Origin of the sequence: Streptomyces sp. NPDC002054 (assembly GCF_040296685.1) — a bacterium.
Taxonomy (GTDB): domain Bacteria; phylum Actinomycetota; class Actinomycetes; order Streptomycetales; family Streptomycetaceae; genus Streptomyces.
The window spans coordinates 1-15038 of record NZ_JBEOXT010000070.1 but is presented as its reverse complement, the minus strand read 5'-3'; the positions used below and the strand labels follow the sequence as shown (position 1 = coordinate 15038).

Genomic DNA, 15038 nt, shown 5'->3' with positions numbered 1-15038 from the left:
CAGACCACCACCCTGCGGATACCTCATATACCCGGCATACCGCGACGATCACCGCTCGTCAGCCCCTGCGACAACCCGCCTTCAAGGTCAGTAACCGCAGGGCGCGGGAGTTGGCGGATGCACGGCACGCCCGGTGGCTGGAGGAACGGGCGGAGCAGGTGGCTCGGCGAAACCGGGAGCTGGCTGAGGCAGAGGAGCTGCGGCTGCGCCAGGAAGCCGAGGAAGCGGAGCGCGTCTTGCGCGCGGAGGAGGCCAGCAGGGCGTGGTGGTCGTTGCTCTCCGGCGCTCAGGTGCGGGAGTTGTTCGAGGCGGTCGCTGCCTGGGCCCGGCAGGAGCACAAGGTGCAGCTACGGATCCCGGATGAGCTCTACACGGATCTCCGCTATGGCCACGGCGCTCCCCTATTCCGGGTGGACGGGTACGTGTACGGGGTGGCCCGACCATGCCCTGGCGTGCTCGTGCCGTCGAACGGGGTCGGCCAGCTTACGGTGTTCGTCCGGAACAAGGCCGAAGCCAAGCTGCTGGCAGAGGTGAAGTGCAAGGAGCTCGTGGTCTTTGATCTGCCGGAACACGAGCAGCTCTTCTTCGGGTGAGCCGGCCGCCCCACGGCCGCCAAGGCGCCGCGCAGGCGATGCTCGGTCTCACCAGAGCGCAGCCAGGGCTGCGAAGCTCGTGCACCTGATTGCCGACTCGCTGGAAAACGGCCTCAGTATCCAGCACATCTTCGCCGCGCGCCTGGACCAGATGGACATCACGGCACGTACCGGCACCGAGTTCGACAAGCCCGAGCGGGGCGCATACGAGGTCGTACGCGTGCCGTTCACGGCGAAGGCTATCCGGCAACTCAACCTGATGCCGCCGGAACTAGCCCACTTCGCGGCCAGTAACGTCGAGGCCATCAAGTCCGTCCTAGACACCCAGATCCGCGCATCCTGAACGCCCATGGTCATCAGTCTCAACGCCCGAGACAACGTCGGCAAGACCACCACTTACGCCTGCTGGTCGCTCGTTTCCCCAACGTCCAGCCGCCGCTCGGCTCCGTGCACAAACACCACTCCGCTGCCCGGACAAGTCTCAGACGAGGGGCACGCTACGTGGTGTTCGAGCAGTCCACTCCTGCCGAGCTGCCTGGGCTGCTCCTCGACAGCTACGACGAGCGGTCCGGAGCCTTCGAGCACGGCCGCGCAAGAAGGTATGTCGATCGCGGCCGAGCGCCAAGGGGCGAGGTGCCCGTCGGGGCCACTCGGTCGAACGTCACCGTCACGCCGCTCCGCCGCGACGATACCCAGCCCACAACCGCCCGCCAGCCTGAACGAGTACCTCGTCCACCACACCGATCAGGGCTTCGCTGTGCCCATCCAGGGCCGCCCGGACCGCACTGTGCATACGCGCACTGAGTCCAGGCACTGCCGTCTCAAGGCGACGGGCCAGCCACTTCCCACCTCCGCCCCAAGCCCCGTCGAGAGCCAGGGCCAGTTCCCCGGTCCGCCTCGCCAGTTCCGTCGCGATGAACAGCCGCTCGCCCCCATCGGCGCTCCCCGCAAGATCGTCCAGGAGATCAGATATCGCATAGCGGTAGTCCTCAATCTCCTCGACCGACACAGCGGGAAGACCCACGGCAACCATCTGCTTGGCTTCTGCGGCAAGCCGTTCACCGAGTCCGTCCTTATCGAAGAGCAGCACCCCGTCTGCACACATCCACAGCAGCGGTGACCTGCGCTTGCGCATCTCCCGCTCAACGAATTCGTGCCAGGTCTTCTCCGTATGCACGAACGTCTCAACCGGCCAGTCGCCATGTTGGAAGCTCGCGCGATACGGGGCCGGAGCTCCATGCAGCAACACCACAATGTCAAGGTCAGACATCGAGGTGCGGCGCTCTGTCACGACGCTGCCACCCAGAAACGCTGCCCGAGCAGCAGGATGACGCTCCTCAACAACGATGCGTGCCACGACAACCGGGTCCATGCAGCCACTATCGGTATCCGGGCCAGGATGCGCACGCGGATTCCAGTTCCCTGAGTACCCGCGGATGCGACGCCCTACCAACGGTGAGCCCATCGACGGGGCGTGTACGGAGGCTCATGGGTGTCGCCGAAAGTGTCGGCCAACCTCCGCGGGCATTGCCTCGAGTCTGCTGAACTCAGAGACAGCCGCGGAGGGGGGTCGGTCATGGGAGCCACCTGTCGGGCCTGACCGGCCCATCCGCGCCTCCACTCCCGGTGGCCCGCTTGCCGCAAGTCCCAGCAATCGGCGGGCATCTCAGCCAGCCAGGTCGGCTCCGGAACGCTACCTCCGTAGACCGAAGCGTCGCCCCATCGTTCTGCCTCAGCGTGCCGAATGACCATCAGAGCCGGCACCGAGGTTGCGAGGGGGATTGAGTTGCCCGCTACCGTTCGGACGGTACCGCGCGACCCGCCTCCTTGCTCAATCGTTGGGGATCTTCCTTGAGCTCTGTGATCAGCCCGCTCCTTCCCGGCGACCCGGTGCAAATCGCCTCGTACAGGCTCATCGGCCGGCTCGGCTCGGGCGGCATGGGCACGGTGTACGCAGCATTGAATGATCAGGCCCGCAGGGTCGCGCTCAAGGTGGTGCACCCTCAGTTCGCCGCTGACCCGCAGTTCCGCGCCAGGTTCCACCGCGAAGCGGCCGTGCTCCGTCGAGTCTCCGGACCGTGCCTGGTCCCCTTCGTCGACGCGGATCCGACTGCCGACATCCCGTGGCTGGTTACCGAGTACGTACCGGGCCCCACCCTGCACGAGCACCTGGTTGCGCAGGGCCCACTGTCCGGCGTTCAGCTGAACTTGTTCGCGGCCGGTACTGCGGCCGCGCTGGCCTCAGTGCATGCCGCCAAGGTCGTGCACCGCGACCTCAAGCCGGCCAACGTGATCCTCTCCCCACTCGGCCCCCGCGTTCTCGACTTCGGCATCGCCCACGTGACGGACGGAACCGCAGTCACCCGCACGGGCGTCACCACCGGCACTCCGGGCTGGATCAGTCCAGAGCAGTACCGAGACGGCACTACGGACAGCCTGGGAGACGTGTTCGCCTGGGGTGCGCTCGTCGCCTACGCCGCCACCGGCCGCCCTGTGTTCGGGACAGGAGCCCCAGACGTGGTCGCGTACCGAGTCCTGGGCGAGGAACCCGACCTCGAAGGCGTACCTCAAGAGCTCCGGGGAGTACTCGCGTCCTGTCTGGCCAAGAAGCCCTCCCAGCGCCCGCCCACCAAGGACCTCGCCGGGATCACTTCCGACCTACTCGGCAGCGCGGCAACTCAGATCCTCCCCGCTCCAGAGCAGCAGACAGCAGTCCACGAGCTGATCGCCACACAGTGGCGCATCCCCACCGTCGAGGACCCGGCCTGGAGCACAGGCACCAAGCGCCAACCGACCAGACGCGGAGTCTGGGTGCGCCGCGGGGCCTTCATCGCGAGCGCGGCAGCCGTCGGTGCTCTCGGCGCTGCGCTCCTCAGTCTCCTCCCGCCCGACGCTTCACCGACGGAGCCGTCTGCCGGCGCCACCACATCCGCCCCTCTGGCCAGGGACGACAACCGGGCGTCTGCTCCAGAGCCGTCGAACAGCATCGCCGCACCTACCGCTGTTGCGGACAAGCCGAGCCCGACTCCAGCCCCGTCCATTCCGCGGCTGACCCGAACCGAAGTCCACACCATCGCTCCATGGGCCGTCGGCGGCAGCGCCCCCGCCAAGGGAATCGTGGTCACCGAGGACCTGGTCGGGGCGTGCTGGAGCAGCTCAACCAAGACCCAGCGCACAGACGCCTGGCGCTGTTCAGCCGACAGCACCATCCTCGACCCTTGCTTCGCTCCGGACGTGGGTCCGGAGCACCCGGTGCTTCTGTGCATGGGCGCCGACCCGAACCTCATGCGGCGCCTGACTCTCACCGAAACGCTCCCCGGCAACAACTTCCACATCCCCGGCGGCCCCGTACTCACCCCCTTGATCATCGAGCTCGCCAATGGCAAGACGTGCACATTCGCCGGGGGTGCTACCGACTCGCTCGCCGGCCAGCGCCTCAACTACTTCTGCGACGGCGGCGGAAGCGTGTACGGAGACCCCGACCAAGACCGCCCTCTCTGGACCGCCGCCTACCGGGCGGAGCAGGCAAACACGACCGTCAACACTCCCATCAAGGCCGCCTACCAGTAGGCCACCGCCTGACCAGGTAGCCGTCTCGACGGTGTCCCCACCTTCGGAATCCGAGCTGGTGCAGCGATGCCTCGCACACCTGCCACACGCAGGCCACGTCACCGCGGACGCCCGTGCGACACCGCTGCCCTGCCTCATTGGCCAGCGTCTTCGCGGGCACGGCCACCCACCATGTCCTGGATGCCGCGGCTTTGAGGCAGCCCGGATGGTGCCGCATGACTGTTGCGTGGCAGGGTCGTCCTATGCGGATTCTCGTGATGGGCGGCACCTGGTTCCTCGGCCGAGCGATCGTTGACGACGCGCTTCGACGCGGGTGGGAGGTGACGGCGTTCAACCGCGGCCGCTCCGGTGCGGTCGAGGGCGTCCAGACTGTCCGGGGAGACCGGACCAGCCTTGATGACTTGAAGCGGCTCGCCACGCATGGGCCTTGGGACGCCGTGATCGACACCTCCAGCAGCGAGTTCCCGCCCCGTGATGTGCTGCTTGCCGCCGACGCTCTGCGACCCGTCGCCGCCCGGTGGGTTCATGTCTCCACCGTGTCCGTCTACCAGGGCTGGCCCCACCACCGGCTCACTGAAGACTCCCCTCTGCTTGAGTGCCCGCCGGACGCCGACGAGTCATTCGGGCACACCGGCCCGGACGGCAGCCCGACGAAGTACGGCTTCCAGAAGGCGGGCGGAGAGGCCGCGGTGCGGGCCGCCTTCGGGGATGACGTGGTGTTCTTGCGGCCTGGGGTGATCCTGGGCCCCGGCGAGTACGTCGGCCGCCTCCCCTGGTGGCTTGCCCGTGCACAACGCGGCGGTCCGGTCGTCGTCCCTGCGCCGGCCTCACAGACGATCCAGCCCGTTGACGTGCGCGATGTCGCCGCCTTCGCCGTTGACCAAGCCGTCGCCGATATCCCCGGCCGGGCGTTCAACGTCGCCCATCCCGAAGGCGTCAGCTGGGCGGAATTCATCTCCACGTGCCTCACGGTCACCGGCGGCGCCGGCCGCCCGGTGTGGGCCGACGCTTCGACGCTCACAGCTCACGGCGTCAAGCAGTGGACGGAGCTCCCTCTGTGGCGTACCCATGCCGGGGTGTGGTCCGTCGACGCCTCCCTAGCCGTTGCATCTGGGCTTCGCTGTCGTCCGCTCGCTGAAACCATCGCCGACACCTGGGCGTGGATGCAGGCGGACGGGCGACCGGTCGAACACCCGAGGTGGTCGGAGCACGGCGTGGAGGCGGGCAAAGAGGCCGAGATCCTCTCCTCCCTCGGCCACCGGTAGGAGCTGGGGTGGCTCCGGGGTCAGGGTTCGATGGCGAGGAGCCGGCCCCTGGTGCCCCACTGCCTCGGTGCCGACAGTCGCCCGAACTCCTCGATCTGCTCGCCGAGCGTGATGGCCTTTGGCGCCCCCTGGAACACGGGACCAGTCAACGCCCGCCGCAGGGTCCCGGTGCGTTCCAGCAGGCCCGCCACACGCTGTTCCGCCGGGATCGCCCACACCGTCTCCAGTGTCACAGCCGCGGCGTCCAGATCACCCCGGAGAACCTGCGCGGCGGCAAGGTCGGCCGACGCCTTCCCTCGTACCGATGCTGACTGCCGAGCCGGCGGCCGCGACGCGACGAGATCCAACGCGCGCTGCGCCGTCGTCTCCGCCCCCGCCCCGTCACCGACGAGGAGGGCCGTGGTGCCGTTGGACATGAGCAGCCTTTCCTCGTTGAAGGCGAACTCACCGCCCACGTCGTCGTGCAGCTCGTCCCGCTCACCGCTGTCTTGCCGCGTCGACGCGACGAGAGCCCGGGTTGCCCGCTCCCGGTCTCCGAGGTGCCCATGAGCGCGGGCCTCAATGGACAGCAGCCGCCGCCGAGCCGTGTCGCCCAGCCCCGAGTACGCCAGCGCCATCCGCACCTGCCGCACGGCCTCCGAGGGCCGACCAGTGAAGTAAGCGCAGATCGCCAAGGTCCCGGTCGCGTAAGCCCGCAGCGGGTCGAAGCGAGCCATCTCCCCGTACAGAGCCGCCGAACGAGCGAGGCGGGCCGCATCATCCAAGGCACCGAGGTCAAACGCGGCGGTCGAAAGCAGAGCGCATGCCTGCCCCGCCACAATCAGCAGGTCCTGCTGCTGCGCGGGCACCTGTGTGAGCCCCCGCTGATGTTCCGCCTCCGAACGCAGAACCTTCGCTCGCCGGAACACGTCGAATGCGCTCACGGCGCCATACGAGCGGGCAAGCGACAGGGCGTCGTCGCGGAGCTGGTCAACGGTGGTATCGGATACAGACTGCGCGGCGGCAGCCCCCGCTTCATCAGCGGCGTCACGTGCGGTCATAGCAATGTCACCTTCGAGGTTGTACGCAGAGGGAGCGCCCGAAACCGGGACTGACAGCGCAGGCGGAGGCCCGAATAACGCTGCGGCGTCCACGTCAAATAGCTGCTCCAGCGCCCGGCACATGTCCGGCCCGGGCAGCGTCTTGACCCGGCCTGATGTCCACCGCCGGAACTGAGCCTCCGACACCGTCAGACCCGGCACGCCAGCCTGTGTGGCTGCCCGCTCGAAGGCCGTGACGAAGTCCCTGTACCGCCACTGCCGCTGCTGGACTAACAGCCACAGCAACGTCGCCGGCTCGTGCATCGGTCGCTCCCTCACTGTCCGGAGACGGGCAACACCGCCCCGCTCCTCTTCGTTGCCTACCCGTCAACGCCTGCACCTCGCAATGGAATCCACACAGATGACATGACAGCGCCACCCCTATGACACCCCGCTCACCCTGGCGAGCACCAGATGACACCCGCCGCGTCGTGGTCGTGACACCCCCAGCAGGGGGACTCTTACGCCACCCCGACGAGCCCAGTGGAAGGGAGCGGACCGTGAGCAGCCCCCGGCTTCCCCGCCGAACCCCCGGCGAGACCAGTACGCAGTACGCGGCAGCCGTGGCCCCGTACACCGAGACGGACGCGAGCTCCCCGTCGGTCCGCCGCAGTCTGCCCCGGGCCGCCGAGGCGTTCCGCACCGCGCAGGGCGATCCCACCAGGTGGAGCTCCGCTCAGTTCGACGCCTTCCTCGACCTCGGAGGCGCCCAGTGATCACGAGCACCGATGCGAACCTCTGGGTCACGGAGGACCTCAGTCACCAGCTCCTCGGCCGCGAAGTCGTGCAACCGTCCAGCGGGCGGCGCGGCACTGTGGGCACCGTCCTGATCTACGCCTCGAAGATCAGCAACAGGGTGGTCAAAAAGGTGGCGCACATGCGCCCGCTGGACGACTCAGGACGGGAGTGGACTGCCGATCCGGGCACCCTCCAGCCCCTACAGCCGATCGCCTCCAAGTTGCCCGCAGGCAAGGGCTGATCAGGCTTCCCTCCCATTGCCGACCACGTAGTCGGCAATGGGAGGGGAGCGGCGTCCCCAGGGCGCCGTGTGTGAATCCGCAGTGTCCTACAGCACCAAGCCGACTGCTGCCGGAGCGAATCAGAGCTGCCCAATCCGGGCAGTCACCCTCCCATCAAGGAGATCAGTCATGCCGAAGCCCAGGAAAGAGAAGCAGAACCACCTCATCTACGCGGACGTCGTGGACTCCAAGTCCAAGGCGGGCGTGTGGATGGGTGAGCGTGCTTCCTTCCGCGACAAGCAGGGCCGCATCCTGGAGGCCCTGAAGGACCGCACCGACTGGGTCAGCCTGGAGGGCGCGGTCATGGTCATCAGCACCGAGCCCGCCGGCCTCACGGTCATCGCGCCGAACCCGACGCTCCCCGGTGTGATCGTCCTCTCCGACGGCGGTTCCCCCGCGGCCTCCGCCCGGCTCCAGGCCGACGCTGAGGACAAGGTTCGCGCCGTCATGGCCGAGCTGGGCATCGCCGAAGAGGAAACGGCGGCCTGACCCAGTGGCCACTCCCCAGCTGCTGTGGGGGAAATACTTCCAGTACGACCGTGACGGCGAGGCTGTCCTTCTCGACCCGGTCACGCTGGAGAGTGTGCTTCTCGACTCCGGCGAGGTCTCTGACCTCGCCGGGGTCCCCCCGACCGCGACACACTTAGCCCTCGCCGGGCTCGGCTTCACCCAGGACGGCCCCGAGGCCGACCGCCGTGAAGCACTCCGCCACCGCCTCCACACCCTGGGCATCGACCCGACGCCGCGCAGGATCAGCGGCCTCCGGGTCGTGCTCACCGACCGCTGCAACATGGCCTGCACGTACTGCTTCGTCGACACCAACAGCGGCAAGCCGGACATGACGGAGCAGGAACTCGCCGCCGGCCTGGAGTTCCTGTTCGAGCAGAACGCGGGGCAGGAGGAGGTCTCGATCCAGTGGTTCGGCGGCGAGCCGACCATCCGCTTCGACCTCATGCAGTACGGCGACGAACTCGCCGATACCCTCGCCGCCCGCTACGGCGTCGAGCGGGTCCGGCGCACGGTCGTCACCAACGGCGCCCGCCTGACGGACGAGGCCCTCGACCACTTCGTGCAGCGCGAGTACGGGGTGGGCATCTCCATCGACGGCCCTCCGGGGATCAACTCGGCGAACCGGCTCCTCCTCGGTGGGCAGCCCGCGGACGACCGCATCCGCCGCAACGTCCGGCGCCTGGTCGAGGCGAAGGGCCTGCACGTCGGCTGCAACCTCACCCCGACCGCGTCGAACATCGGGCGCCTGGCCGAGAGTGTGCAGTGGATCATCGACGATCTCGGCCTCAAGTTCATCTACGTCAACACGCCCATCCCCACCGGGGGCAAGTGGCGGGTGAACGGCGCCGACCTGGCACGGGAGCTCTACGAAGCCCGCCTGACCGCACTCGGGAAGGGCGGGATGCTCTTCTCCGTCCTCGACCGGGCCTTCCAGGCCCTCGACACCCGCCGGCCGATGCTGTTCGACCACATGCAGGGCGACCGCAGCCTCAACGCCGCCCTCCTGCCCGGCAACCGGATCAGCGTGTGCGACATCAACTTCACCGAGCCGGAGTTCCTCCACACACTCGACGAGCTGCGGTCGGACCCCAGCCGCCTCACAAGGGCGACGAAGAAGGTCGCGCCGCTCCCCGAGTGCGGCGACTGCCCGGCGCTGGCCATCTGCGGCGGCCCGTCCCGCAACGAACAAGCCCTCATCGGCGGCAGCACACCCGACCCGCAGATGTGCGCCTTCTACACCAGCACCGTGGCCATCGCGGTCTGGGACAACACGGGGGTGCAATGAGCACCCCCGCCCGTACGGCGCTGGTCTCGACGGCCGGCCACTGCGAGGTCGCGTGCAGCTTCTGCTTCCGGGCCGACCGCGCCCGCGGCTTCCTCACCACCGCCACGTACACGCGTGCCCTGTCGCGGCTGAAGGAGACCGGGGTCGAGGGCGTGTGCCTCACGGGCGGTGAGCCGACCCATCACCCGGACCTCCGGCAGCTCGTCCGCCTGGCTCTCCAGTTCGGCATGACGGTGTCGATGGTGACCTCGGCTCGCTCGGAGGCTGAGGTCGCCGCCCTCGCGGAGGTTGGCCACCTTCTGACCAACGTGACCGTCTCCGCGGACTCGCAGGGCGCGATGACACTCGGCCGCACCAGCCGGACTGCGGCGTCGGCGGTCTCGACGCTGGATGCCGTCGGCACCCCCTCGAAAGTCCTTCACCTCACCTACTGGGATGTGGGCGAGGAAGAGGCCGCGCAGCTCGCCGACCTCGTAGCGGGAACGGGGATCGACGTCCAGCTGAGCCCCGTCCTCCTCTCCGAAGCCGCCCTGCGCCGGGATAACCGATCGCTCCAGGACTCCCTGGTCCAGAGGGCGCGCGACACGGCGGCGCTCGACCAGTACTTCCGCCTGTCCAACGGGTACCGGTCCTACCTTGACGACCTGCGGCAGCTACAGCTGTCCAAGGAGGAGAGCCACCCCTGTCGGTCGGCCACCCTCTACATGTCGGCCGATGGCGAGGTGCGGCACTGCCCCTACGGAGCATCCGAGGTCAGTGTCCACGCCCCACGTACTGAGATCCGGGCCTTCCTCGACGCGCCGGCCACGGACCGCGTCGGACCCGACTGCGCCGCCATCTGCCGCCCCGCGTCCCGCGACTGCGCGGCGGCCTGACCTTGGGGGTCCACGTGCAACCGTCGGTCTCCGTCACCGATCCCGACGACTTCAACAGCCACTGGAGGCAGCCGCCGAACTTCCGTATGCAGGTCCCGTTCGACTACCTGTTCCTGCCGGCGATCGACATCCTCGACCACGTCCGCCGGGACGAGGAGGTGCGCTTCACGGTCCTCGGCGAGGACGACTGGGCAGTGCGCATGGAGCGCACCGCCGCGTTCCGGACGGCCCCGGTCGAGGAGATCGCTACGTGGCCGTTCCGCCTGGTGCACTTCAACCTCGCCCGGTTCTACGGCGAGATCCTGGCCGGCTTCCAGGACGAGGTCATGGTGCCCTGGCGCACCCATCTGTCGTCGCAGGGATTCACGTGGCAGCGGTGCGCGCCCATCCTGTTCTTGTCCACCGAAGGGGCAGCCTCGACCTACCACAACGACAACTCGCACGGTCTGGTGTGGCAGGTCCAAGGGGTCAAGACCTTCCACAGCTACCACAACCCCGACAAGCACCTGTCCCCCGAAGCCGCGGTACTCGGTGAGACCACCGCTGAGGATCCCCCACCGCATGACGAGGCGCAGCGGCAGTCGGTGACGATGCAGCCAGGCGATCAGCTGTAGAGCCACGCCCTGACCCCCCACTGGGTCACCACCGAATCGCCGCTCGCGCTCAGCGTCACGCTCTCCCACGGCGGCCTGTCCCGCCGCGGCCGGTACGCCGACCGCGAGCTGGCGCTGCGCGACCACTGGGACAAGAACCCCGCCGAGGCGTGGACCCTCGACCTCGGCCACACCCGGTACTGAGCAAGACCCAGCTGCCCCACCGCCAGACCGGCGGTGGGGCAGCGGTGCGTCTACCCCTGGCTCAGGGAGTCAGTCGGTTCGGTCCCCGGAACAGGAACGCGGCATCGCGGATCGAGTCGAGACCGAGCATGACCATCAGGATCCGGCCCAGGCCGGCACCGAGACCGCCGTGGGGCGGGCACCCGAACCGGAAGATGTTCATGTAGTCCTGCATCGGCTCGGTGTCCATGCTCTTCTCCTCCGCCTGCTTGAGCAGCACGTCGGAGCGGTGCTCACGCTGGGCCCCGGTGGTGATCTCCAGGCCCTTCCAGAGCAGGTCGAAGCTGAGCGTCAGGTCCGGCCGGTCCGCCGGACGCATGTGGTAGAAGGGCCGGATGCTGGCCGGGTAGTGCGTGATGAACACGAACTCGTGGCCCGTGAGCTCCTTCATGTGGGCGGCGATGGTGCGCTCACCTTCCGGGTCCAGGTCCTCCTTGACGCCTTCCGGGTCCCAGCCGCCAGCCCGCAGGATCTCCTGCGCCTCGGCCATCGTGATCCTGGGGAACGGAGCCTCCGGCACGACAACTTCGATGCCGAAGATCTCCCGGATCGCCTCACCGTGGACCTCGGCGACCTTCGCGATGGCGTGAGCGAGCATCCGCTCCTCGAACGCCATCACGTCTTCGACGTCGTCGATCCACGACAGTTCGACGTCCACGCCGGTGAACTCGGTCGCGTGCCGCGAGGTGTACGACGGCTCGGCCCGGAAGACGGGACCGATCTCGAAGACCCGGTCGATGCCGGCGGCCACGGCCATCTGCTTGTAGAACTGCGGTGACTGCGCGAGGTAGGCGGACCTGTCGAAGTATCCGAGCTTGAACACCTCCGCTCCGGACTCCGAGGCGGTGCCCATCAGCTTCGGCGTGTGCATCTCCGTGCAGCCGTTCTGCATGGCGTACTCGCGCAGCCCCTGCTCCAGGGTCGTCTGCGCGGCGAACACCATCTGCGCGGTCGCCCGCTTGCGTACGTCGAGGAAGCGCCAGTCGAGCCGGTGCTCGGGGCCGGTGTGCTCGTCGATCGGCAGAGGTGTCTCCGCCCTGTTCAGCACCTCGATCGTCTCGGGGACGATCTCCAGGCCACCAAGGTTGACCTGGGCCGCTTCTACGACCCGGCCGGTGATCCGGACTGCGGACTCGGGGGTGAGCGATTCGATGACGGCTTCGATCGGGCCGCCGTCACGCTTGTGGGTCACCTGGGCCATGCCGGAGTGGTCCCGCAGGATGACGAACTGCATCTTGCGCTGCAGCCGGAGCGCGTTCACCCAGCCGGACACGGTCACGGTCTCGTCGACGTGTGCGCGTAGGTCAGAAGCCAGTACGCGGCTAGTGGTGTGGATCATCGCAGCCCTCCAGGGGCGTCGTCATGATCCCTTGGAAGCGTGGGCGAGAAGGGTACTCGCGGTGCCACCACGCCTTTGCCACCGCCAGACAGCGGCGGCCTCATTCAGCCCGATGACGGGGGCAAACCGGCGGGGCATTGGGCCCGAGGGCCTTTCCTCCCCGCGCTCGGGAGGGTCTTCACTACGGGTGCGAGTCCGCCTTCACAGCTGCCGGCGGCTCTCTCTGCTCGCGTGATCCGTGGCTACTCGTCTCCGTCGACGCGTTGGTCACGAGGATAGGGACCCCATCAGACTCCTGCAACGCAATCACGGGGATGGCGCAAGACTTGACTGGATCGCATGCATGATCACGGACAGGTCAGCGCAGGCGCACCGACGGCGGCAACGGCTCTCCGGTACTGGCTCGCCTTCCCCAGCCGTCTCGCGAGGTACCGGCCATGGTTGCGTCTACGAGCAGTGCTTCCCCCTACCGGGTCAGCGGACACGTTCGTCCATTAGGACGTAGAGCAGGCCGACGAGGGAGCCGCTGCTAACGATCTCGCGGCGGTCAATCATGCCCCGAATGTTCGCCAGCGGAATCCACTCGACCCGGTCCGACTCATTCATCTCGGTCGGCGGACCGTCGTACTTCGCACCGTCCGCCCGGAACAAGTGGTGCTGGGAGTCTGTGATGCCGTTCGCCGGTTCGGCGTAGATCAGCGGCCTCATCTGGCCCGGACGCCAGCCGGTCTCTTCGAGGACTTCACGGGCGGCGGCCTCGCCGGGGGTCTCGTCCGCCTCGACCAGGCCCATGGGCAGCTCCCAGGCCCAGGCGTCCGTGATGAAGCGGTGGCGCCACATCATCAGGACCTCTTGGCGGTCATTGATAACAGCAGCCACGGCCAGGTGGCGAAGCTTGACGACGTGGTGTTCCCAGCGGTTCCCGTCCGGCGTTTCAATATCTGTGAGCCACAGGTTCACCCACTTGTTTTCGTAGATCGGACGTTCACCGTGGATCTTCCACTGCATCGCTGTGGCCCCTCTCGATCGGCGTCCAGCCTCGCAGAGCCAAGTTGGAAAGAAGCCTGGTTCAGGCAAGTTCACGTCACCGTGACGAACATGGCCGGGGCCTTGCCAGCCGTGGTCGCTGGCCGAGCCGCGCCTTGCAGGGTCCCCTCGGTGGACCCTTTCATTGGCTCCCCAGGCGGCCTAACTCCTCAAGACGGCGGCTAGAGCGAAGGTGGCCAGCAGGGGGCAGGGCGAGCGGCACACCCTAGTGGCTCCCGATGGGGACGGACCCACACCGCGCTGCGCTCCCTCATCCGCCGACCGACCAGCCGACTTCGATGGCGCCCTCGCCGCAGGCCGGCGACCCGCACAGGTGGATGGGACGCCTGAGCAATCAGGCACGGGTTCCATTGGCTCTGGGCGACAAACACAGGCCCACCATCGGCCGCAGCTCCGACGTCACGCCTCTGCGCCTTCGTCCTCGAGCCCGTTCCCCAACCCAACTGGTCTATCACGTTGTTCTGATGCCCCCTGGTCATAGGCTCCCGAGCGTTGGATTTGGCCTCGATATGGGATGGGTGGAGCGTGCAGGACGACTTACTGGTGGTCGGCTTCGACCTGGAAGCAGGGCACGAAGTACACGTGGCCGAGCAGCCGCCGGAGTACTGGCGGCAGCGTGGTTACGGCGGAACGGGGCAACTGGTGTGCTTCTACTGCTTTCACGGGTTCGAGGCACCCGTAGGCACCCGTGTGCCATTGCTGACGCGTGGGCGCCTGGGTGGAAAAGTGCGTACACACTTCGCGCACCCGTCTGGGCAGGCTCCGGAGGGCGGTCACCATCCTGAGACGGTCTGGCACATCACCACCAAGCACACACTGGCCCGGTGGGCGCGCAGCCGCCCGGGCGTAGCCGCGGTACGCCTGGAGCAGTGGACCCCGGACCAGGACCGCCGCGCAGACGTTGCCGTGCGGCTGGAGGACGGCACGCGCCTCGCGCTTGAGGCGCAGCGGATGCTCATGACCGATGACGCGTGGCGCGCCAGACACGGTGACTATCGGCGGCAGGGCATCGTCGACGTCTGGTTCTGGCGGCCCGGTGTGCACTTCCCCCACGTCGTCCTGTCCGAGGGTCTGCCTGTGTGGTTCTACGTCCCGTCGAAGGGCACAGCATGGACGGCCTTCGGCCGGGCGCACCAGAAGGTGCACCGGTGGTGGGAGGTGAAGGACCCGGCCGTGTTCGGTCTGCACCATCCACCGTGCGCGCTCGACGACTTGGAACGGCAGGCCGTTCCACTCGGCGAGCTGGACCTGGACCGGCATGGCGCCGTGCTGCCTCCAAGCCTGCAGCAGAAGCTGAGTGACTCCCAGCGGGAAGCCCACGAGGAGGCAGCGGAGCGGCGGGAGAGCGCAGTGCGGTACGCCCGCCAGCTGCGCGAGGCACAGCAGCGACGCGAGGAGGCCGATCGGAACCCGAAGCCACTGCCGGCACCCCGACTGCCGCCGGGCGCCCTGCGCTGCACAGTCTGCAAGCGAGCCTTGGCTCCAGAACTGGCGACGGCCGGGCGCCATCTCCTGTGCTGACTAACTTGATCTTTAACCTGTGCGGCGGGGCCGTGGGGTCGTCGACTTAGCCTTCTGGGACGTTGCAGTGCCCGTCTTGCGGGGTGTGTGGACGTCATG

13 protein-coding genes and 2 pseudogenes are annotated in these 15038 nt (G+C 68.0%); 11 read left to right on the top strand and 4 right to left on the bottom strand.

Annotated features, from left to right (window positions below):
• Both ABT123_RS36345 and ABT123_RS36340 read left to right on the top strand, forming a co-directional pair.
• Positions 1–593, top strand: a pseudogene (locus tag ABT123_RS36345) (hypothetical protein); the annotation flags it as partial.
• Between the two features lie 70 nt (positions 594–663).
• Positions 664–936, top strand: a pseudogene (locus tag ABT123_RS36340) (NUDIX hydrolase); the annotation flags it as partial.
• 324 nt (positions 937–1260) lie between these two features.
• Here ABT123_RS36340 and ABT123_RS36335 read toward each other — a convergent pair.
• Positions 1261–1965: a nucleotidyltransferase family protein gene (locus tag ABT123_RS36335; RefSeq protein ID WP_351322660.1), complete on the bottom strand. Its 705-nt coding sequence runs from the start codon at positions 1963–1965 to the stop codon at positions 1261–1263.
• A gap of 488 nt (positions 1966–2453) precedes the next feature.
• On the opposite strand from ABT123_RS36335, the gene ABT123_RS36330 reads away from it, so the two are divergent.
• Both ABT123_RS36330 and ABT123_RS36325 read left to right on the top strand, forming a co-directional pair.
• The gene (locus ABT123_RS36330; RefSeq protein ID WP_351322664.1) at positions 2454–4163 is read left to right on the top strand and encodes a serine/threonine-protein kinase; all 1710 of its coding nucleotides are present in this window, start codon (positions 2454–2456) and stop codon (positions 4161–4163) included.
• 242 nt (positions 4164–4405) lie between these two features.
• Positions 4406–5428 carry an NAD-dependent epimerase/dehydratase family protein gene (locus tag ABT123_RS36325; RefSeq protein ID WP_351322658.1) on the top strand — a complete coding sequence of 341 codons (1023 nt, stop codon included), beginning with the start codon at positions 4406–4408 and terminating at the stop codon, positions 5426–5428.
• 20 nt (positions 5429–5448) lie between these two features.
• Here the strand turns inward: ABT123_RS36325 and ABT123_RS36320 are convergent, their stop codons facing one another.
• The gene (locus ABT123_RS36320) at positions 5449–6771 is read right to left on the bottom strand and encodes an NsdA family TPR-like regulatory protein (RefSeq protein ID WP_351322656.1); all 1323 of its coding nucleotides are present in this window, start codon (positions 6769–6771) and stop codon (positions 5449–5451) included.
• A 236-nt stretch (positions 6772–7007) separates the two neighbouring features.
• Here ABT123_RS36320 and ABT123_RS36315 point away from each other — a divergent pair, with 236 nt between their 5' ends.
• The 6 genes from ABT123_RS36315 (at position 7008) to ABT123_RS36290 (ending at position 10810) form a co-directional block, all read left to right on the top strand.
• Complete coding sequence (locus ABT123_RS36315; RefSeq protein WP_351322654.1) at positions 7008–7223, top strand: hypothetical protein; 216 nt, start codon at positions 7008–7010, stop codon at positions 7221–7223.
• Positions 7220–7486 (top strand): hypothetical protein, encoded by a 267-nt coding sequence (locus tag ABT123_RS36310; protein WP_351322652.1) that lies wholly within the window; start codon positions 7220–7222, stop codon positions 7484–7486. The genes ABT123_RS36315 and ABT123_RS36310 overlap by 4 nt, the downstream gene beginning before the upstream one ends.
• 169 nt (positions 7487–7655) lie before the next feature.
• Positions 7656–8015, top strand: coding sequence for a hypothetical protein (locus ABT123_RS36305; RefSeq protein ID WP_266907177.1), 360 nt, complete (start codon positions 7656–7658; stop codon positions 8013–8015).
• Positions 8016–8019: 4 nt separating this feature from the next.
• Positions 8020–9321 (top strand): radical SAM protein, encoded by a 1302-nt coding sequence (locus ABT123_RS36300; RefSeq protein WP_351322650.1) that lies wholly within the window; start codon positions 8020–8022, stop codon positions 9319–9321.
• Positions 9318–10196: a radical SAM protein gene (locus ABT123_RS36295; protein WP_351322648.1), complete on the top strand. Its 879-nt coding sequence runs from the start codon at positions 9318–9320 to the stop codon at positions 10194–10196. The genes ABT123_RS36300 and ABT123_RS36295 overlap by 4 nt, the downstream gene beginning before the upstream one ends.
• A gap of 14 nt (positions 10197–10210) precedes the next feature.
• A complete protein-coding gene (locus tag ABT123_RS36290) occupies positions 10211–10810 on the top strand; it encodes a hypothetical protein (protein ID WP_351322646.1) in 600 nt (199 codons plus the stop codon).
• 244 nt (positions 10811–11054) lie between these two features.
• Here ABT123_RS36290 and aspS read toward each other — a convergent pair whose 3' ends face one another.
• On the bottom strand, positions 11055–12371 hold the full coding sequence (aspS, locus tag ABT123_RS36285; protein WP_351322644.1) for an aspartate--tRNA(Asn) ligase: 1317 nt from the start codon (positions 12369–12371) through the stop codon (positions 11055–11057).
• Between the two features lie 474 nt (positions 12372–12845).
• The gene (locus ABT123_RS36280; protein WP_351322642.1) at positions 12846–13379 is read right to left on the bottom strand and encodes an NUDIX hydrolase; all 534 of its coding nucleotides are present in this window, start codon (positions 13377–13379) and stop codon (positions 12846–12848) included.
• 765 nt (positions 13380–14144) lie between these two features.
• Between ABT123_RS36280 and ABT123_RS36275 the strand changes: the two genes are divergently transcribed.
• Positions 14145–14939, top strand: a complete 795-nt coding sequence (locus ABT123_RS36275) for a competence protein CoiA family protein (RefSeq protein ID WP_502971169.1) — start codon at positions 14145–14147, stop codon at positions 14937–14939.
• Positions 14940–15038 lie beyond the last annotated feature (99 nt).